Raw genomic sequence first — 18,867 nt, 5'->3', positions numbered from 1 at the left:
CGGGACAAGACAGCGCCGCCTGCGAGTCAGCGGGTCCGCTCGATCGTGGACTGGAAGATGAAGAGGACTATCGCCGCCCTCACCACCCGGGGTCGATCCTTCGCCGCCGCCGGGGTGACCGCGATCCTGTGCGCTTTCGTGCTGGGCGAGCGAGACCTGCTCAGGGCGGGGCTGCTCGTCCTCGCACTGCCGCTGCTCTCGGCAATCACCGTCTCGCGGACCCGCTACCGCCTCGCGTGCGCCCGGCGGCTGGAGCCGAGCCGCCTGCCGGTCGGCCATGAGGCACGGGTCGACCTGCGCCTCGAGAACGTCTCGCGGCTCCCGACCGGGCTGCTGCTGGTCGAGGACAGGGTCCCCTATGCCCTGGGCGCGCAGGCCAGGTTCGTGCTCGACCGCATCGAACCGCACGGCGCGCGCGAGCTCAGCTACCGGGTCCGCTCCGACGTGCGCGGCCGGTACCGGGTGGGCCCGTTGTCGGTCCGGCTCGCCGATCCGTTCGGGCTGGTCGAGCTCGACCGGTCGTTCAGCCTCTCGGACACGCTGACGGTGACGCCCGCGCTGGTGCCGCTGCCGCGCGGCCGGGTGAGCGGAGCCTGGACGGGCAGCGGAGAGAGCCGGGCCCGGACGATGTCGAGCACCGGCGACGACGACATCGCCCCGCGCGAGTACCGGCAGGGCGACGATCTGCGCCGGGTGCACTGGCGCTCGACGGCACGCTACGGCGAGCTGATGGTCCGGCGCGAGGAGCAGCACTGGCAGAGCAGCGGAAGCGTGTTCCTGGACACGCGGCGCCGCGTGCACCGCGGTGAGGGGCCGGCCTCGTCCTTCGAGCAGGCGGTGTCGGTGACCGCCTCGATCGGGATATGGCTGAGCCAGGAGGGCCTCGGCCTCCGCCTGGTGACGGACACCGGCGAGACCCTGTCGCCGTCGAGTGTCTTCGACAGCGCGCTGCTCGACGTCCTCGCCACGGTGCGAACCTCCGACGCCCGGTCGCTGACGGCGGGTCTCACCGCCCTGCGCGCCGCCTCGGGTTCGGGACGGGAGGGCGACGGCCTGGTGGTGGGCGTGTTCGCCGCGCTCGACGCCGCCGAGGCACGATCGGTCGCGATGGTCCGCCGCGGCAACTCCACCTGCGTCGCGGTCCTCGTCGACGTGACCGCGCAGCAGGGCGCGCCGCCGGACCCGTCGACCCGCACGGCGGCCGACATCCTGCGTGCGGCCGGCTGGCGCGTCGTCATCATCCCCTCGGCCGGCGCGCTGGCGAGCGTCTGGGCCACCGCCGACCAGGCCGCGGAGAACGCCGGGCTCAACGCCGTCCGCCACCGCGTGACCGGCCGGGGAAGGCATGGCCGCGAAGACGGCGCGACGCGGAACGGGTCGCGCGCCCGCCATCACACCCGCCACCACCCGGGGGACGAGGCATGAAGATGAGGCTTACCGCCGTCGCCGCGGCGGCGACCCTGCTGAGCTCCATCGGGCTGTATCCGCTGTACGACAGTGCCAAGTGGGTGGTGCCCGGCTTCGGCGCCGTGCTCGCCGCGGCGGCGGCGGGCCTGCTGGCGCGCCGGTTCCGGCTCCCCGTGCCGGTCGACATCGTCGCCGGGCTGGTCACGATGCTGCTGTACGTCACCGTGGTGTACACCCCCGCCGAGGCCCTCCTCGGGATCATCCCGACCCCGGCGTCCCTGAACGGCCTGAACGAGCTCCTCGACGAGGGCTGGCAGGTCGCGAACAAGTACGCGGCGCCGGTCCCGCTGGGACCCGGCGTCGAGCTGATGGGCACGCTGGGGATCGGGCTGGTCGCCGTCCTGGTGGACTTCCTGGTCGTGCGGCTGCGGCGGGCCGCGGCGGCGGGGCTGCCCCTGCTGGCGATGTACAGCGTGCCGGCCGCGGTCCGTGAGGAGAGCGTGAGCTGGGTCGCGTTCCTCCTCGGCGCGGTGGGATTCATGGGGCTGCTGCTGGCCGACTCGAGCGAGCAGGTGAACGGCTGGGGCCGGCCCGTCTTCACTCGCCGCTGGTCCGCGGCGGCCCCTCGTGAGCAGCCGGGCGCCGCCGCACTGGCCGCCACCGGATATCGCGTCGGGCTCACCGCCGTGGCGATCGCGGTGTTGCTGCCGACCGTCATCCCTGGCATCCATCCGCGCGGCATGTTCGGCATGGGCGGAGCCGGAAGGGGCGGGGGGTCCGGTTCGGCGACGGTCACGACCCTCGATCCGCTCGTCAGCCTCAAGCGCGAACTGGCCCGCCAGGACGACGCGGTCGTGCTGACCTATCGCACCAACGCCACCGAACGGCCCGACTACCTCCGGATGTACGCCCTGGACCGGTTCGACGGCGACCGGTGGACCTACACCCCCCTGCGGAACGGTGTCACGAACCCCATCGACGGCGGCGCGCTTCCGGCCGCGGCCGGACTGAGCTTCGCGCCGACCCAGCCGGTCAATACGCGGATCCGGATCGAGCGCCGGGTGAGGGACATGACGTTCCTGCCGATGCCGTACCCACCGGTCCAGATCGCCGTCGAGGGCGACTGGCGGGTCGACCCGCGGTCGCTCATGGTCTACTCCCTTCGCGACGCCGCGGGCGGGCGGACCTACTCCGTGGACAGCCTGCGCGTGCAGCCGACGCAGGCGCAGCTGGCCACCGCTTCCGACCGGGCTCCGGCCGACATCACCGTCCGCTACCTCGACATCCCCCGTCAGGTCCCCGAGAGCGTCCGGCGGCTGGCGATGGACCAGACCGCGGACGCCCCATCGCTGTACGAGAAGGCCGTGGCGCTACAGGCCTGGTTCACCCGGTCGGGAGAGTTCACCTACGACCTGTCCAAGCAGTCGCCCAAGCACGTGTCCGACCTCGTCGACTTCCTGACCCGGAGCAAGCGGGGCTACTGCGAGCAGTTCGCCGCGTCGATGGCCCTTCTCGCCCGTACCCTCGGCATTCCGGCGCGGGTGGCGATGGGCTACACGGCGGGCACCCAGGCGACCGACGGTTCCTGGATCGTGCGGTCCAGGGACGCCCACGCCTGGCCGGAACTGTACTTCGAGGGCGCCGGGTGGGTGCGCTTCGAACCGACGCCTTCGGGCGTCGTCGGCCAGGGCACAGCGAGCGTCCCCCCGTACAGCGAGCCGGCCTCAGCGAGCGAAGCGCCGGCGCCGGGCGCCGAGGCCACGCCCACGCCGAGCGAGTCGGCCGGTGCCGCGGGCGCCTCGCCCGGCGCGACTCCCGGTGCCCGGCCGGACGATCCCGACCTGGCGGGCGGAGCGGAGCTGCCCCAGGAGTCGGGAGGATGGTGGCTCTCACCGGCGTGGATCGCCGTGGTCGCGCTGATCGTGTTGATCATGATGGCGCCCATGACCCTCGCGACGCTGAATCGCAGGCGCCGGTGGCGGCGTGCCGGCTACACGCTCGTCCTCGGCCATGCGCGGCCCGGCGAGGCGTCCGAACGGCCGCCCCCGGGGCGTGACGAACCGGTGCCGCAGCAGGCCCGCGACCGGGCCAACGCCGCCTGGACTCAGCTGAGGACCGACGCGATCGATCACCGGCTGCCCTGGCGGACCAACGAGAGCCCGCGCGCGACCTCCCGCCGGCTCGCCGAACACCTGCGGCTCGACGCCGAGGCCGAGGGCGCGCTGGGCCGGATCGCCCTCGCCGAGGAACGGGCGCGCTACGCGCCCGTGCCCGCCGATGTGGAGTCGTTGCGCGCGGATTCACGGCTGGTCCGCGAGGCCTTCGCCCGCTCGGTGTCGTGGCTCACCCGGTGGCGGGCCAGGCTGGTGCCGCCCTCCGCCTTGATCGGCTTCCGGCAGGCGGCGGGACGCGCGCTCGACGCCATCGAGCTGCTGGTCACCCGGCTGAGCAGGCCACCCCGCCGGCGCGGCTGACGGGCGGACGTGCCGGCCGGGCGGTGACGCGCCCGGCCGTGGTGCGACGGACCGGGACGGCCGTCACTCGCCCTGGGACCGGCGCCGCCAGCGTTCCTCGAGCCGCTCCATGAAGCCGCTGCGCTCCGAGCGAGCGGGCCTCTTCTGCGGCGTCTCCGGTTCAGTGCCCACCCCGGTCATGCGCTTCCAGCTGACCAGTCCCCAGACACAGCAGACGAACATCAGCGCGAACCCGGTCAAACTGATCACAATGCTGATCGGCATGACGTTGACGACAAGGCCGGCCATCAAAGCGCACACGCCCAGCACGAAGCCGAGTGCGGCTTTGACGATCCGACGCCGGTAGTGCGCCTGGGGGTTCGTCGAGCGGACCGCGTGGGCGAACTTCGGATCTTCGGCGTACAACGCCCGCTCGATCTGGTCGAGCTGACGTTGCTCGTGCTCAGAGAGCGGCACGGTGCCTCCCAACGACTGCCCCACGGCTGAGAACGCATCGCCGGACGGGGCCCTGGCTATTGGTGATATGCCCAGAATACGAGGCGGAGCGAGCGTTCGAAAGAAAACGTCCCGGAGAGGACCGCGCGCAGCGGTGATCACGCGCTCCGATCATCGTCATCTCTCCCTCGTGTCACTACCGTCACCACGTCTCATGAGCGCCGCCGGCCGGACGGCCCCCGCGCCGAACTTGCTCGCCGCCTGGTCCATGACCCGCTCGGCCTCCCGCCAGCCGGTATCCGGTTCGCCGAGCGCCAGTTGGCGGGGGGTCTCCTCGGCGGAGCCGAGATTCTCCACGCGTACGCCGACGAGTCTCAGCGGTGTCCGATCGAGCCCTGCCACATCGTACAATTCGCATACTGTGGCATAGATCACACGAGACAGATCCGTAGGCTCCCGCAGCGTGCGGGAGCGGGTCATCGTCTTGAAGTCCGCCATACGTAGTTTGACGCTTATCGTGCGCCCAACGTGCCCGGCCGACCGCAATCGCACGCCGACCTTCTCGGAAAGCCGCAGCAGTTCCCGCCGGATGATCGTCGGGTCGTCGATGTCGTGGTCGAAGGTCTCCTCCGCACCGATGCTCTTGTCCTGACCGGTCGCGACGACCGGCCGCGGGTCCCGGCCCCAGGCGAGCTCGTGCAGATGCGCGCCGAGGGCGTCGCCGAGCTCGCGCTGCAGCGCGCCGAGCGGCACCTGCGCGAGATCGCGGACGGTCCGCAGGCCGAGGCGCGTGAGGGTCTGCTCGGTACGCTCGCCCACGCCCCACAGGGCCGCCACGGGCAGCGGGTGCAGGAAGTCGATGACGCCGCCCGCCGGCACCACGAACATGCCGTCGGGCTTGCACCGGGTGGAGGCCAGCTTGGCCACGAACTTGGTGCTCGCCACCCCCACCGAGCAGGTGATGCCCTGCTGTTCGCTCACCTGTGCCCGGATGAGCCGCGCGATCTCGGCCGGCCGGCCGAGCCTGCGCAGGGCCCCCTTGACGTCGAGGAAAGCCTCGTCCATGGCGAGCGGTTCGACGAGGGGGGTGATCGAGCGGAACACCTCCATGACGGCGGCGGAGACCTCGGCGTAGACGTCGTGCCGAGGCGGCAGCACCACCGCCATCGGGCACAGGCGCCGGGCCCGCGTCATCGGCATGGCCGAGTGCACGCCGTAGCCGCGTGCCTCGTACGAGGCCGCCGCGACGACCCCGCGCGGACCGGCTCCCCCGACCACGACCGGTGCGCCGCGCAGTTCGGGACGGCTGAGCAGTTCCACGCTGACGAAGAAGGCGTCCATGTCGACGTGCAGGATCGCGCAGCCCGTGTCGTCGCCCGGCGGCCCCGGCTGCGGCCCGGGCCGGTGCAACTGCTGCTTCCTGCTCATCGGCCCGCCCCGCTCGCGGTCATCCGCGGTGGGCCAGCAGGTGGAGCTGGGTGGCGAGGTCGCGCAGGACGGGGTGGGTGGAGGCGGCGGCCTCCAGGGTGATCAACGCCTCGGCCGCCTCGGGGTCGCCGTCGACGAGGCCGCCCGGCACCAGGTCGGCGAAGATCCGTACGCCGTGCACCTCACCGGCCCGCAGGCCCGCCACACCGGCTAGTTCGGCGAGGGACTCGCGCGTGAAGCGCCGGGGCATCGGATCGCGGTCGCCCCATCGGCCGTCGGGATCGGCGAGCACGCGGCGGGCGTCGTCGAAGTGGCCGTTCACCGCCCGGTGCAGCGCGGTCGCCACCTGACCCGCCACGAGCACGCTGACCGCCCCGCCGGGCCGGACGGTACGGGCCATGGCGGCGAAGACCAGCGCGGGATCGTCGACGTACTCGAGGACGCTGTGGCACAGGATGAGGTCGGCGCTCGCCGCGCCGACCATGCCCAGAAGATCGTCGGCGTCCCCCTGCACGGCGTTGACGGTGACGCCGGACTCGGCCGCACGGCGCTCGAGCGCGGCGAGGGCGTCGGGGCTGGCGTCGACGACGGTGACCCGGTGCCCGAGTTCGGCGAGCGGCACGGCGAAACCGCCCGTGCCGCCGCCCGCGTCGACCACGTCGAGGGCGGCGCGCCCGGACGCCTTGGCGCTTTGGTCGAGCACCTCACGCAGGATCTCCCATACGACGGCGGTCCGGACCCTGCTCGCCCCGCGGGCGCCGGGCCTGCTCCCCGGACGGTCGCCCAGCCGATCGGCCACGGCGTCGCTCCTCACGTCGGTCATCGACCCCACCATAGTCACGGCGCCGGACGTTGCCGACACGATCTCCGTTTCCGGCGGTCAGAGCGCCAGCGACGGCTTGAGCTGCTGCAACCGCGAGAGCAGGCCGTTGACGAACCGGGGGGACTCCTCCGTGGAGAAGTCGGTGGCCAGGGCCACCGCCTCACTGATCGCCACGGCGTCCGGTACGTCGTCGACCCACAACAGCTCGTAGAGGCCCAGGCGCAGGATCGTGCGGTCGACGGCGGGCATCCGGTCGAGCGTCCAGCCGACCGCGTAGGTGGCGATCAGCTCGTCGATCCGCTCGCGGTGTGCCTCGACGCCCTCGATCAACCGCATGGCGTGACCGTACTCGGCCAGTTCCTCGGCCTCGGGCCGGTTGCGCCGGCCGAGCACGTCCCCGGTCGAAACCCCTCTCTGCTCCGCCTCGAAGAGCACCTCGAACGCCCGTTTGCGCGCCTTGCTGCGTGCGGCCATCAGCCGCGGCCGAGATACTCGCCGGAACGGGTGTCGACCTTCACCTTCTCACCGGTGGTGATGAACAGCGGCACCTTGATCTCGGCGCCGGTCTCGAGCGTCGCCGGCTTGGTGCCGCCGGTGGACCGGTCGCCCTGCAGCCCCGGCTCGGTGTGCGTCACCTCGAGCACCGCCGCGGCGGGCAGGTCGACGTACAGCGGGGAGCCCTCGTGGATGGCGACCGTCGCCAGCGTGTTCTCGAGCATGTAGTTGGCGGCGTCGCCGACCGTCGTGCCGGAGACGTGCAGCATGTCGTAGGTCTCGGTGTCCATGAAGACGAACTCGTCGGCGTCCTTGTACGAGTACTGCATCTCCCGCTTGTCGACGTTCGCCACATCGACCTTGACGCCGGCGTTGAACGTCTTGTCGACCACCTTGCCGGAGAGCACGTTCTTCAGCTTGGTGCGGACAAACGCGCCGCCCTTACCGGGCTTGACATGCTGGAACTCCACGACGGCCCACAGGTCACCACCATCGAGCTTCAGCACCAGGCCGTTCTTGAGGTCGTTCGTCGTCGCCACTAGGTCGTCTCTCCCGTACGCGGAACGCCCGTCACAGTACGAGCAGTTCCTTGGTCGTCTTGGTGAGGAGTTCCGGGCCGTCCGCCCGGACCACCAGTGTGTCCTCGATGCGGACCCCGCCTCGGCCGGCCAGATACACGCCGGGTTCGGCGGTGATCGGAACCCGATCAACCAGTTTACCGGTCTTGTCGTACCCGAGCAGCGGTGCCTCGTGGATCTCCAGGCCCACGCCGTGCCCGAGCCCGTGGGAGAAGTCGTCCCCGTGACCGGCCGCCTTGATGATGTCACGGGCGGCGGCGTCCACGTCGCCGACATCGGCACCGGGCACGGCCGCCGCGCTCCCCGCACGCTGCGCCGCGGCGACCAGGTCGTAGACGGCTCGCTGCCAGCCGGCGACGTGCCCGACGGCGACGGTACGGGTCATGTCCGCGTGGTAGCCGCCGTACAACGCGCCGAAGTCCATGGTGACCAGGTCACCCACCTCGATGGCGCGCGCTCCCGGGCGGTGGTGCGGGATCGCGCCGTTGGGGCCGCTCGCCACGATCGACTCGAAGGCGGGCCGTTCGGCGCCGAGGTCGACCATCCGGCGCTCCAGGGCGACGGCGATCTCCCGCTCGGTCACGCCGGGCGCGATCTTCGTGTGCACGTCTGTGAACGCCTGGTCGGTGATGGCGCAGGCCTCGCGCAGAAGGTCGATCTCGCCTTCGTCCTTGACCGTGCGGAGCTCTTCCACCGCCCGGCCCAGGGGCACCAGCTCCGGCCCGGCTCCGGTGAGCTCGCCGTATGCCTCCACGGTGACGGCGTGCGCCTCGAACGCGAGCCTGCGCACGCCCGCGGAGGCCGCGCGCTCGGTCAGCGCCCTCGCCGACAGGCGCTCGACGACCAGTTCGAGTTCGGGGCAGATCGACGCGGCGATGCCCGCGTAGCGGCCGTCGGTGCACAGGACGCTCGTGCCGTCGGCGTGGACGAGCAGGGCGGCGTTGGAGCTCGCCAGTCCCGTGAGGTAGCGGACGTTGACCAGGGCGGTGATGAGCGCCGCCTCGGCGTCACGGCGCGCGACGGCCTCGGCCAGCAGGCTCCGGCGCAGGGCGTGGATATCGGGCATGCCGTGACTGTATCCACCCCGGCGTCCGGTGCGGTCGGCCCCACGTGGGACAGCTCCCCGGAGTTACACCGCTGTTCTTACAACCCGACGCAATACTCACGCCGCGTGGCGCCTAATGACCGGCAAAAAGAATACGCACCCGGTTCCGTCCTCGGTGTGGGCGCCCGAGGTGGCCTGCATCATTGGCGTCCTGAAGTCCCGCCGTGGTGCTTGTACGGGGAGTGTGCCTTGACCACGCTTGTGAAGTCGGTGCCGAAGGGCGTCTTTGAGGCCAGAGAAACGACGCTGAAGCCAGACCCTGCTCTGTCGACGCTATTGGCCTGCACCGCCGCCGTGGGCGCCGGGCTCTTGCTGGTGGCGGTGCCGATGGTCGCCGAGACTCTGGCGTCCTCTTGGGGAGAGTCGGCGGCGGCGTGGAACGCGTGCGTGTTGTTCTTTCAGCTATCGACCATGGCGGGTTTTGCGTGGTCACATTGGTCGTGGCCGGGAATATCAGTGGGACTCGTCATCATGGGCGCCGTGCCGGTGGCCCTGGTGGTGAAGGGGGCGGCACCAGGCTGGTGGCTGCTGCCGATATCGGTGGCCGGTGGCGGCTGGATGCTGCCGGCGGCGGGACGGCGGCTCTGGTCGCGGTGTTGCGGATTTCTCGGCGTCGAGAGCCCTGGGCTGCTTTGGGCGGCCGCCGGTGCGGGCGGTGTGGTCGCGCTGATCTCCTATCCAGTCCTGATCGAGCCCATGGCCCCCTTGACGGTTCAGTTGGGGTGGTGGGCGGCCGGGCTGGTGTTCTTTCTCGTGCTGCTGGTGGGCTGCGGCCTGACCGTACGAGCTCGGCGGGGTGGGCTGCACACGGACCCGCTGATCGGAAGCCGCCGAACAAGCGCCCAGGAAGCGACGGAGTCGCCGGTCGTGGCGGTTTCCTGGCCGCGCCGGTTGCGTTGGGTGGGATTGGCCGCCGTCGCGTCGGGGTTGATGGCGGCGGTCACCACTCACCTGTCGATGACGGTGGCTGCGATCCCGGCGATATGGGTAGTGCCATTGGCGGCTTATCTGATGAGTCTGGTGGTGGCATTCGCCCTGGCGGGGCGTGTCCGGATGATGCGGGCCTGGACGACGCCGGTGGCCAGGTTCGCGGCCGTGGTGGCGGTATTCGCTCCGTGGGTGCTGCATACGGATACCTACTGGCTGCGGCCGGCCGCGGGGATACCGGCCGGGGTGGGTCTGGTGCTGCTGGGAGGGCTCGCCTGTCACGGTCTCCTGGCGCTGGACCGCCTTGATGCGCACGCGCGGGGGGAGTTCCCGGTGGCGGTGTCCGCCGGGGGTGCGCTGGGCGTGGCGGTCGGTGGGCTGCTGGCTCCGCTGCTCTTCGGCTGGGACGCCGAGCTGACGTTCGCGGTCACCGTTCTAGCGATCGTTCCGCTGGTGGCAGGGGCTACCCGGGGCGCTCTGCGTTGGCGGGAACGGCCTTGGGCGTGGTGGGTGCTGTCGGTGCCGTTGGCGGCGTGGCCGCTGCTGGTGGTGTGGGCCTACAAGCATGTGGGACCGCCGTGGTGGGTGCCGCTTGCTCTGATCTGGGGGGTGGTGGTGGCATCGCGTCCCTGGATCACGGCGGTGGCGGCGGTGGCTCCGGCGATTGCGCTGGTGTTGGGGCAGTCCACGATGGCGCAGACACGCGAGCGTGGGCCGCTAGGCGCGTATGAGACCCGCTTCAATAACGGCTGGGAGGTCCTGTACGGCGGGCGGGCGCTGCTGGGCTACCAGTATCCGTCCGGAGACACCCGCCACGAACCGACCGCCCATTACGGGCGCGGCGGGCCGCTGGCGGAGGTGTTCGCCCGCCCGGCCGCGGGCGGCCCGGTGGCCGTGGTCGGCCTGGGTGTGGGCACCGTCGCGGCCTACGGGCGGCCCGGACAGCAGATGGACTTCTATGAGGCGGATCCGGCCGTCCGCCGGATCACCGAACGGCGGTTCACCTACCTGCGTGACAGCCCCGCCTGGAGCAGGGTGATCGGCGGCGACGGCCGCCGGGCTCTGGCCGGAGCGGCCGACGGCACCTATGGACTGATCGTGCTGGACGCGTTCGGCACCGGTACCGTTCCCCGGCACCTGCTCACCAGCCAGGCACTGCGTACCTACGCCCGCAAACTAGGGCCAGGGGGTGTGCTGGCGATCCACGCCGACAACGAGCATCTGGACCTGGTGCCGATGCTGGGGGCCACCGCCCGTGCCGCCGGGCTGGCCGCCGCCGTCGCGCATGGCCAGGCCGACTCCCGCCGGATCGAGACGGCCTCGACGTGGGTGGTCGCCGCACCCACCGACGCCGACCTCAAGGCCCTGACAGCTGGCACATCACGATGGCACCCGATCGGGCCGGGCGGCCCCGTCTGGCGCGACACTCACACCCCCACAGCAGAGATGCTGCGGGTCAGGTGACACCCCGCCACGCCTGCGGCCCGAACGTGACAGTCAGGCCCTTCACCCGGCACCGTCACGGTGCCCGCGAGAAAGTGGTGCCCGAATGACCTTGGGGGAGAAGTTGCTGGGCCGGGAGACCGCGGCCTCCTTGCACGAAGGGTTGGCGCGGTTGCGCCTGACCGTGATGTGGACGTATCGATGGCCGCTGGCGTTGCTGGCCGGGTGGCTGGTCCACGTCGTTCTGCGGTTGTCATTGGTGAATTGGGGGGTTCCGCTGCCCTGGTGGCTGGATGACGTCACCTTCCTGCTCGCCGGCCGGACGCTGGCCGGAGGACAGGGTGCCAACGTTTTCGGCGCGACCTTCCACGAGGTCGGGTACGGACTGCTGGTCATTCCCGCCTACCTGATCAGCGACGAGCTGACGTTCGTGCACCGGTACGCGATGACGGTGAACGCGCTGATCGGCGCGTCGGTGCTGATCCTGGCCTTCCTGGCGTTGCGGCGGCTGGGTCTGTCGCGCCGCGCGGCCTATGTTTCGGCCCACGCCGCCGCGTTGCTGCCCGCGGGACTTTTCTACGGGCAGATCGCGATCGCCGACGCGGTCTTCCCCGCGGTCGTGCTGGGTTGGTTGCTGCTGCTGCACGCCTGGCTGAGCGGCCGCGGTCCCGCCCATCTGGCCGGAGCCAGTCTGGTCGTGGGCTACGCCTACGCGCTGCACACCCGAGGGCAGTTCATTCTGATCATCCACTTGGCCGTCGTGGCGGTCGTCTTGTGGCGCGGCTGGGCACCAAGGCAAGGCGTGTGGCGAGCCGGGCAGATTCTGACCGTCATGGTGGCTTCGGCCTGGGCGTTGAACCGCTGGCTCCGGGCGACCCTGTACTCCGACGTGGTCAACCCCCTGGGCGAAACCCTGCGTTCGCGGGTCACCAGTCCGGATGGCTGGGGCTGGACGTTGGCGCTCGGCGCCGGCCAAGCCTGGTATCAGATCGTGGGCGCCTGGGGTGTCGGCGGTCTCGGGTTGGCCGCGTTGGTGTGGGCCCTGCTCCACCGCGGCACCCCGGTCCCCACGAAGGCGATCGCCGCCGCGCTTCTGGCCACCATGACTGCGGTCGCGCTGCTCAGCGCTGCCGCACTCATCGATGAAGACCGGGTCAGTAACTTCGCCTACGGTCGCTACCTCCATCCCTTCCAGGCGGCCCTGTTCATTCTCGGCGTGGCGGTCCTGGCCCGCGCCCCTCGTGCCCGGCTCCTGCAGGCGGCCCAAGCGGTGGCGGCCCTGGCCGCCGCGGCCTGCGCGATCTTGGTGCTCCACGCCGGAGACCGGCTCAAGCACGATCTGTACTTGCCCGGGGACTTCCTGGAGATGCAATTCCTGACCTGGAGCTGGAGCGCGCTGCGCCCCGTGCACGGCACCGTCGCCGCCCTGTTGATCCTCATCCTGCTCGTCCTGGCGATCACCAGCGGCAAGGGCGGCGGACGGCCGATGATCGCGATCGGCGCCGGCTTGGCGGTGTTGCACCTCGTCGTCGGCGTCGTGGTCAGGCACAAGGACGTCGACACGATAGTGGGACAGATTCGCAACGTGAACCTGAAGGCCGCAGGCCTCACCAGCGCCGACCGGGTCGCCGTTGACGGCCAGGATCCCAATCGCTGGCGCCATGGCATGGTGGCCATCCAGACGCCGCATTCGCCGCTCTACTTCGACCCACGCGACCCGCAGTCTCTGCCCTCCGAGGCCACCCTGGTCGTGGTGCCCCCGGCCCAGTTCGGGGCGGGGCCTGCGTCCGCCAGTTGGCCCGCTGCCCCACCGGGTTGGAACCCGGTCCTGGCGAACTGGGAACTGGTCGCCTGGCGACGAACGGCACCGCCACGCCAGTGAAACGCCGCCGCCGCGCCGCTCCTACCTCTTACCTCGTCATACCTCGGCGGCGAGTTCCTTCACCCTCTCGATCAGCGCCAGCCGGGCCTTGTGATCACGGGCGATCGGGGTGACGTTGAGCGTGGTGACGCCCGACTCCTTCATGGCGGCGAGGCGTTCCTTCACATGCGACTCCGGGCCGATCAGCGACATCTTCTCCAGCAGTTCGGCGGGGACCCTCGCGCCCGCCTCCTTTTGCTTGCCGCTGAGGTACAGGTCCTGGATCTCGTCGGCCTCCTTCTCCCACCCGTAGCGCCGGAAGAGGTCGTTGTAGAAGTTCTTGCCCTTGGCGCCCATGCCGCCGATGTAGAGCGCGGCCATCGGGCGGCCGAACTCGCGCAGCCCCTCCACGTCGTCGCCGATGGCCAGGTGCGCCTGGCCGACGATGTCGAGGTCGCCGAGCTCCGGGTCGCGCTTGTCCCGTCCGGCGGCGAGCGACGACCCCCACACCTCGGCGGCCTTCTCGGGCAGGTAGAAGATCGGCTCCCAGCCCTCGGCGATCTCTGCCGCGAGCTCCACGTTCTTGGGTCCGATGGCCGCGATGACCACCGGGATCCGCGGGCGCACCGGGTGGTTGATGATCTTCAGCGGCTTGCCGAGCCCGGTGCCCCGGTCCGCGGGCAGCGGCAAGGTGTAGTGCTTGCCGTCGTGGGTGAGGCGCTCCTCGCGCTTCCATACCTTGCGGCAGATCTCGACGATCTCACGTGTACGGCCGAGCGGCGCGTGATACGGCACGCCGTGGAAGCCCTCGATGACCTGCGGGCCCGAGGCACCGAGGCCGAGCGTGAAACGGCCCTCAGAGACATAGTCCAGACCCGCCGCGGTCATCGCCAGCAGAGTCGGCGTGCGCGAGTAGATCGGCAGGATGCCCGACGCGATCTCGAGCCGCTCGGTCTTGGCGGCGATGTAGCCGAGCTGACTCACCGCGTCGAACGTGTACGCCTCGGCAACGAACACGATGTCCAGACCGGCCTTCTCGTAGTCGGCCAGTTCCTCGACGGTCTGCTTGAAGCCGCCCGAGTAGTTCAGAGCCATTCCGATGCGCATCCGGCGCCTCCCTCTCAACCGAACCTTATTCAGTTTCCCGTTCGCTGTAGGCTAGCGCCCCGTCCTCGGCGGTCTCCGCGCAGTCCTCGGTCCGGCTCCCCGCGAACGGCGGTGGGGTCAGGACGGCGCCCGCGGCTCGGCGTCGCGGCGTATGAGCGCGTACTGACGCGCGATGAGGAAGAGCGGAAGGGCGACGCTGAGGGCGACGGCGAGCGACAGCAGCGGGTAGGTCCAGACATGGCGGATGCCCAGCCGGCGCGCCTCGACCACCATGAGGACGACCACCGCGAGCAGCACGAAGATGATGTCGTTGCTGATCGACGCGGCGGCCGGGTTGGCGTAACCGTCGCGGACGAAGCCGAGGACGCCGCCGTTGTCCTCGCTGCGCAGGAACCGGATGTTCTGCCACCAGGTGGCGGTCAGCGCGCCCAGCGCGATGGCGGCGTAGACCCCGATCAGGAGCCGGTCGCGTCGCGCCGGTCGGGGGCCGGTCCTCACGCGGTCTCGGCCGACAGCTCGGCGATCGCCCGCAGGGCCAAGACGTACGACGTGAAGCCGAAGCCGGCGATGGTCCCGGTCGCCACGGCCGCGACGACCGAGGTGTGCCGGAACTCCTCCCGCGCGGCCGGGTTGGACAGATGCACCTCGATCAGCGGGGCGGTGAGCTGAGCGAGCGCGTCCCGTAGCGCGTACGAGTAGTGGGTGAACGCGGCCGGGTTCAGCACGACGGGCGTCTTCTCGTCGGCCGCCTCGTGCACCCACCCGATCATCTCCGCCTCGTCGTCGGTCTGGCGCACCTCGACGTGCAGGCCGAGCCGGCGCCCGGTGTCGCGGCACAGCGCGACCAGATCCTCGAAGGTCTCGGCACCGTAGACATCGGGTTCCCGGGTGCCGAGCCGGCCGAGGTTCGGTCCGTTCAGCACAAGGACGGTCTTCATGGCTCACTCCTCGGCCGCCGCGCTGTGTCGATCCGGCTCACCGGGAGATCCTCCGGTACGCGGTCTCGAGCAGGGACTCGTCGGGATCCTCGAGCAGTCCGGGCTTGGCCGGCCCGTCGAGCACGACGAAGCGGAGCCGCGGCGTGCCCCCTTGCCCGCCCCGCGCCTTCTTGTCGACCCGCATGCCGTCGCGCAGCGCGGGCCAGGCGTCCGCGCCGTACGAGGTGGGCAGCCCGACGGACGCGAGCACGGAGCGGTGCCGGTCGGCCACGGCGTCATCGAGGCGGCCGGTGAGCCGGCCGAGTTCGGCCGCGTAGACCATGCCGATGGCGACCGCGTGGCCGTGCCGGAACCGGTAGTCCTCCGCCTTCTCGATCGCGTGGGCGAGGGTGTGCCCGTAGTTGAGGATCTCCCTGAGCCCGCTCTCCCGCAGGTCGGACGACACCACGTCGGCCTTGACCCGGATGGCCCGCTCGACGAGTTCCCGGGTGTGGGTGCCGTCGGGCGCGGCGGCCCCCTCGGGATCGTCCTCGACCAGGTCGAGGATGACCGGATCGGCGATGAAGCCGGCCTTGACGATCTCGGCGAGACCGCTGATGTAGTCCTCACCCGGCATGGTCATCAGGGTGGTCAGGTCGCACAGCACCCCGGCGGGCGGGTGGAAGGCGCCGACCAGGTTCTTGCCCTCGGGAATGTTGATCCCGGTCTTGCCCCCGATGGCCGCGTCGACCATGCCGAGCAGCGTGGTGGGTACGAGCACCGAGGTGACGCCCCGCAGCCAGGAGGCCGCGGCGAATCCGGCCAGATCGGTGGCGGCGCCGCCGCCCACTCCGACGATCGCGTCCGAGCGCGTGACGCCCAGTTCGGCGAAGCGCGACCAGAGCCCGGCGAGCACGCCGATCTCCTTGGCCGCCTCACCGTCGGGTACCGGCAGGGTATGGACGGTGCGCCCCGCCTGCTCCAGCGCGCCGCGCACCGGCCGGGCGATCTCGGGCAGCCCCTCAGCGTGCACGACCGCGACCGTACGGACGCTGTCGCCGAGCATGCCGGGGAGCTCGCCGAGGACACCGGTGCCCACGACGACGTCGTAGGGGACGTCGCCTCGCACTCTGATTCTCGTGGCGGTCAAGAGATCTCCTTGACGATCTGGTCGACGATCTCGTCGGGCTCACGTCCGCCGGTGGACACGGTGATGGTGCCGAGGCGCTCATAGACGGGCAGCCGCTCCTCGAGGAGCCGCTTCAACTGGCTGCGCGGGTTCAGCACGAGCAGCGGGCGCGCCGAGGCCAGGCCGACGCGCTTCACCGCGTCGGCCAGGCCCACCTCGAGGTAGACGACCGTGTGCTCGGCGAGGAGCAGCTGGGTGCCCTCGTCGAGGACCGCGCCGCCGCCCAGCGCCAGCACGCCGTCGTGCTCGGCCAGCGCGGTGCGTACGGCCGCGTGTTCGAGCTCGCGGAAGCGCGGCTCTCCCTCGTCTATGAAGATCTCGCCGACCGGCTTGCCCGCGACCGCCTCGACGTCGGCGTCGGTATCGCGGAAGCCGACCGACAGGCGTTCGGCCAGCCGGCTGCCGACGGTCGTCTTGCCGGACCCGGGCGGTCCGATGATCACTGCCTTGGGGCGTGTCATAGGGGCTTGCTCCGCTACTTGATGGTGAGGGACGAAAGGTAGCCCTGCAGGTTGCGCGCGGTCTCCTCCACGGAGTCGCCGCCGAACTTCTCCAGGATCGCCTGGGCGAGGACGAGCGCCACCATCGCCTCGGCGACGACGCCGGCCGCCGGCACGGCGGTCACATCGCTGCGCTGGTTGATCGCCTTGGCCGGTTCGCCGGTGCGCACGTCGACGGTGTCGAGCGCCCGCGGCACGGTCGAGATCGGCTTCATCGCCGCGCGCACCCGCACCGGGTCGCCCGTGGTCATGCCGCCCTCGATGCCACCGGCCCGGCCGGTGCGGCGCCTGATGCCCTCGGGCGTGTTCTCGATCTCGTCATGCGCCTCGGAACCCGGCCTGCGGGCGGTGGTGAAGCCGTCGCCGACCTCGACGCCCTTGATCGCCTGGATGCCCATGAGGGCACCCGCCAGCCGGGCGTCGAGCCGCCGGTCCCAGTGGACATGGCTGCCGAGACCGGGCGGCAGGCCGTAGGCGAGCACCTCGACGACGCCTCCGAGCGTGTCACCGGCCTTCTTGATCTCGTCGATCCGGGCCACCATCGCGGCGCTCGCCTCGGGGTCGAAGCAGCGCACCGGGTCGGCGTCGACCCGAGCGAGGTCGTCGGGCCCGGGCAGCGCGTCGGGGGATGTGCCGATCTCGCCGAGCTCGACGACGTGGCTGAGGACCTCGGCGCCGCACACCTGGCGGAGGAAGGCCTTGGCGACCTCGCCGATCGCGACCCGGGCGGCGGTCTCGCGGGCGCTCGCCCGCTCCAGCACCGGCCGGGCGTCGTCGAACCCGTACTTCTGCATTCCGGCCAGGTCGGCGTGGCCGGGCCGGGGACGCGACAGTGGTGCGCTGCGGGCCTGCTCGGCGAGCACGTCCGGGTCGACCGGGTCGGCCGACATGACGGTCTCCCACTTGGGCCACTCGGTGTTGCCGACCTCGATGGCGACCGGGCCGCCCTGGGTGCGGCCATGCCTGATGCCGCCGACGATGGTGACCTGATCCTGCTCGAACTTCATCCGGGCGCCCCGCCCGTGCCCGAGCCGGCGGCGGCGCAGCGCCTCGTCGATGTCGGCCGAGGTCACCCGTACTCCGGCAGGCAGCCCTTCCAAGATCGTGACGAGGGCCGGGCCATGAGACTCCCCCGCGGTCAGCCAGCGCAGCATGAGGCAAATCCTTTCATCCCCCGGAAGGCTACGCCCACGGGTCCACGCTGTGAGACGGCGTGTCCGGACTGGGGGCCGCCCGGTCTCGGCCGGCGCCGCGCACCCGGATCCGGTGCCGCCGAGGACGTGACCCGGCTCACAGCGGCTTGAGTGTCAACTGGATGAGACCTCGTCACGTCCGCGCCGGCGGTGCACTGGTCGCTCACAGCTCGGCGAAGTCCGCGAGGTCGCGCTCGAGTTCACCGACGGAACGCCTCAGCTCCCGCGCCAGCAGGTCCATCCGCCCGGAATCGAACCGGGCGGACGGCACGGCCACCGACAGGGCCGCGACGGCCTTCCCCCGCCCGTTGCGGACGGCGACGCCGATGGCCGAGACCCCTTCTTCGGTCTCCTCATGGTTCACGGCGTAGCCCCTGACGCGCAGGCCGTCGAGGTCGCGCAGGAGCTTCGCCCATTCGGCGGCGTCGAGGACGTGCCGCTGGGCTCCGTCCTCGCCGGCGCCGCCCTCCTCCGCGCCGTCGCCCTCCACCGAGTAGAGCTCCCGCAGACGCTCCCGCGGGAGCTCGGCGAGCAGCGCCTTGCCACCGGACGCCTGGTGGGCCGGAAGGATGGTCCCGCGGCGGTCGCCCACGTGGAGGATCTGTGCCGACTCCACGCTGGCCAGGAAGCGGACCTCGGTTCCGACCCGCACCGTCAGGTTGACGGTCTCGCGGACCCGCTGGCACAGCGCGTCCATGTGCGGTTGCGCGACCCCGCGCAGCTCGCGCACGGGCGGGCCGGCGCCGAACGTCGACGACAGGAACGGGCCCGGCAGGTAACCGTGGTCGCTGTCCTGCACGGCGAAGTCCCGGTAGACCAGCATCGCGAGCAGCCGGTGCGCCGTGGACCTGGCGATGCCGAGTTCGCGAGCCGCCTCGCTCACCGTGGTCTTCCCGTGGTCGCGCAGGAGGTGCAGGAGCAACAGCGCGTTGTCGACAGAGCCCAGTGCGTAGGCCGGCTTGTTCTTCACAACAGAATGCTATTG

At 71.2% G+C, this 18,867-nt stretch carries 17 protein-coding genes; 4 read left to right on the top strand and 13 right to left on the bottom strand.

The features are described from left to right. Window positions 1-57: 57 nt before the first annotated feature. Together HKK74_RS08545 and HKK74_RS08540 are read left to right on the top strand one after the other, a co-directional pair. Window positions 58-1,425 carry a DUF58 domain-containing protein gene (locus HKK74_RS08545; protein WP_187242531.1) on the top strand — a complete coding sequence of 456 codons (1,368 nt, stop codon included), beginning with the start codon at window positions 58-60 and terminating at the stop codon, window positions 1,423-1,425. Next, window positions 1,422-3,881, top strand: coding sequence for a transglutaminase TgpA family protein (locus HKK74_RS08540; protein WP_187242530.1), 2,460 nt, complete (start codon window positions 1,422-1,424; stop codon window positions 3,879-3,881). Before HKK74_RS08545 ends, HKK74_RS08540 begins: the two co-directional genes overlap by 4 nt. Window positions 3,882-3,944: 63 nt before the next feature. Here the strand turns inward: HKK74_RS08540 and HKK74_RS08535 are convergent, their stop codons facing one another. The 6 genes from HKK74_RS08535 to HKK74_RS08510 form a co-directional block, all read right to left on the bottom strand. Next, window positions 3,945-4,337 (bottom strand): SCO2097 family morphological protein, encoded by a 393-nt coding sequence (locus HKK74_RS08535; RefSeq protein WP_187242529.1) that lies wholly within the window; start codon window positions 4,335-4,337, stop codon window positions 3,945-3,947. A 156-nt stretch (window positions 4,338-4,493) separates the two neighbouring features. Then, entirely contained in the window at window positions 4,494-5,744 is a 1,251-nt protein-coding gene (locus tag HKK74_RS08530; RefSeq protein WP_187242528.1) for a DNA polymerase IV, read from the bottom strand. A 19-nt stretch (window positions 5,745-5,763) separates the two neighbouring features. Further along, the gene (locus HKK74_RS08525) at window positions 5,764-6,567 is read right to left on the bottom strand and encodes a methyltransferase domain-containing protein (protein ID WP_187242527.1); all 804 of its coding nucleotides are present in this window, start codon (window positions 6,565-6,567) and stop codon (window positions 5,764-5,766) included. A 57-nt stretch (window positions 6,568-6,624) separates the two neighbouring features. Continuing rightward, a complete protein-coding gene (nusB, locus tag HKK74_RS08520) occupies window positions 6,625-7,044 on the bottom strand; it encodes a transcription antitermination factor NusB (RefSeq protein ID WP_376771517.1) in 420 nt (139 codons plus the stop codon). Further along, a complete protein-coding gene (efp, locus tag HKK74_RS08515) occupies window positions 7,041-7,601 on the bottom strand; it encodes an elongation factor P (protein WP_187242525.1) in 561 nt (186 codons plus the stop codon). The genes nusB and efp overlap by 4 nt, the downstream gene beginning before the upstream one ends. 31 nt (window positions 7,602-7,632) lie before the next feature. Further along, a complete protein-coding gene (locus HKK74_RS08510) occupies window positions 7,633-8,706 on the bottom strand; it encodes a M24 family metallopeptidase (protein WP_187242524.1) in 1,074 nt (357 codons plus the stop codon). Window positions 8,707-9,201: 495 nt separating this feature from the next. Between HKK74_RS08510 and HKK74_RS41310 the strand changes: the two genes are divergently transcribed. Beyond that, window positions 9,202-11,136 (top strand): fused MFS/spermidine synthase, encoded by a 1,935-nt coding sequence (locus HKK74_RS41310; RefSeq protein WP_187242523.1) that lies wholly within the window; start codon window positions 9,202-9,204, stop codon window positions 11,134-11,136. A gap of 85 nt (window positions 11,137-11,221) precedes the next feature. Continuing rightward, window positions 11,222-12,997 (top strand): hypothetical protein, encoded by a 1,776-nt coding sequence (locus HKK74_RS08500; protein ID WP_187242522.1) that lies wholly within the window; start codon window positions 11,222-11,224, stop codon window positions 12,995-12,997. Window positions 12,998-13,033: 36 nt separating this feature from the next. Here HKK74_RS08500 and HKK74_RS08495 read toward each other — a convergent pair whose 3' ends face one another. From HKK74_RS08495 to HKK74_RS08465, 7 genes are all read right to left on the bottom strand, one after another. After that, window positions 13,034-14,083 carry an LLM class F420-dependent oxidoreductase gene (locus tag HKK74_RS08495; protein ID WP_187242521.1) on the bottom strand — a complete coding sequence of 350 codons (1,050 nt, stop codon included), beginning with the start codon at window positions 14,081-14,083 and terminating at the stop codon, window positions 13,034-13,036. Between the two features lie 117 nt (window positions 14,084-14,200). Continuing rightward, a complete protein-coding gene (locus tag HKK74_RS08490; RefSeq protein ID WP_187242520.1) occupies window positions 14,201-14,581 on the bottom strand; it encodes a DUF2834 domain-containing protein in 381 nt (126 codons plus the stop codon). Then, window positions 14,578-15,021 carry a type II 3-dehydroquinate dehydratase gene (gene aroQ, locus HKK74_RS08485; protein ID WP_187242519.1) on the bottom strand — a complete coding sequence of 148 codons (444 nt, stop codon included), beginning with the start codon at window positions 15,019-15,021 and terminating at the stop codon, window positions 14,578-14,580. The genes HKK74_RS08490 and aroQ overlap by 4 nt, the downstream gene beginning before the upstream one ends. A gap of 37 nt (window positions 15,022-15,058) precedes the next feature. After that, on the bottom strand, window positions 15,059-16,150 hold the full coding sequence (aroB, locus tag HKK74_RS08480) for a 3-dehydroquinate synthase (protein WP_187242518.1): 1,092 nt from the start codon (window positions 16,148-16,150) through the stop codon (window positions 15,059-15,061). After that, on the bottom strand, window positions 16,147-16,650 hold the full coding sequence (locus HKK74_RS08475) for a shikimate kinase (RefSeq protein ID WP_187242517.1): 504 nt from the start codon (window positions 16,648-16,650) through the stop codon (window positions 16,147-16,149). Before HKK74_RS08475 ends, aroB begins: the two co-directional genes overlap by 4 nt. A 14-nt stretch (window positions 16,651-16,664) precedes the next feature. Further along, the gene (gene aroC, locus HKK74_RS08470; RefSeq protein ID WP_187242516.1) at window positions 16,665-17,843 is read right to left on the bottom strand and encodes a chorismate synthase; all 1,179 of its coding nucleotides are present in this window, start codon (window positions 17,841-17,843) and stop codon (window positions 16,665-16,667) included. Between the two features lie 202 nt (window positions 17,844-18,045). Further along, a complete protein-coding gene (locus HKK74_RS08465; protein ID WP_187242515.1) occupies window positions 18,046-18,852 on the bottom strand; it encodes an IclR family transcriptional regulator in 807 nt (268 codons plus the stop codon). Window positions 18,853-18,867 lie beyond the last annotated feature (15 nt).

The sequence above is a fragment of the Actinomadura alba genome, from assembly GCF_014323705.1.
In the GTDB taxonomy this organism is placed as follows: domain Bacteria; phylum Actinomycetota; class Actinomycetes; order Streptosporangiales; family Streptosporangiaceae; genus Actinomadura_C; species Actinomadura_C alba.
Note: the sequence above shows the minus strand (reverse complement) of the source record. Positions and strands in the feature narration are given on the sequence as shown.

Coding starts and splice junctions, on each gene's coding strand:
- HKK74_RS08510 (WP_187242524.1), bottom strand. CDS start 8,706: ATGCCCGATATCCACGCCCTGCGCCGGAGCCTGCTGGCCGAGGCCGTC.
- HKK74_RS08530 (WP_187242528.1), bottom strand. CDS start 5,744: ATGAGCAGGAAGCAGCAGTTGCACCGGCCCGGGCCGCAGCCGGGGCCG.
- HKK74_RS08540 (WP_187242530.1), top strand. CDS start 1,422: ATGAAGATGAGGCTTACCGCCGTCGCCGCGGCGGCGACCCTGCTGAGC.
- HKK74_RS08475 (WP_187242517.1), bottom strand. CDS start 16,650: ATGACACGCCCCAAGGCAGTGATCATCGGACCGCCCGGGTCCGGCAAG.
- HKK74_RS08525 (WP_187242527.1), bottom strand. CDS start 6,567: ATGACCGACGTGAGGAGCGACGCCGTGGCCGATCGGCTGGGCGACCGT.
- aroC (WP_187242516.1), bottom strand. CDS start 17,843: ATGCTGCGCTGGCTGACCGCGGGGGAGTCTCATGGCCCGGCCCTCGTC.
- HKK74_RS08545 (WP_187242531.1), top strand. CDS start 58: ATGAAGAGGACTATCGCCGCCCTCACCACCCGGGGTCGATCCTTCGCC.
- aroQ (WP_187242519.1), bottom strand. CDS start 15,021: ATGAAGACCGTCCTTGTGCTGAACGGACCGAACCTCGGCCGGCTCGGC.
- HKK74_RS08495 (WP_187242521.1), bottom strand. CDS start 14,083: ATGCGCATCGGAATGGCTCTGAACTACTCGGGCGGCTTCAAGCAGACC.
- HKK74_RS08500 (WP_187242522.1), top strand. CDS start 11,222: ATGACCTTGGGGGAGAAGTTGCTGGGCCGGGAGACCGCGGCCTCCTTG.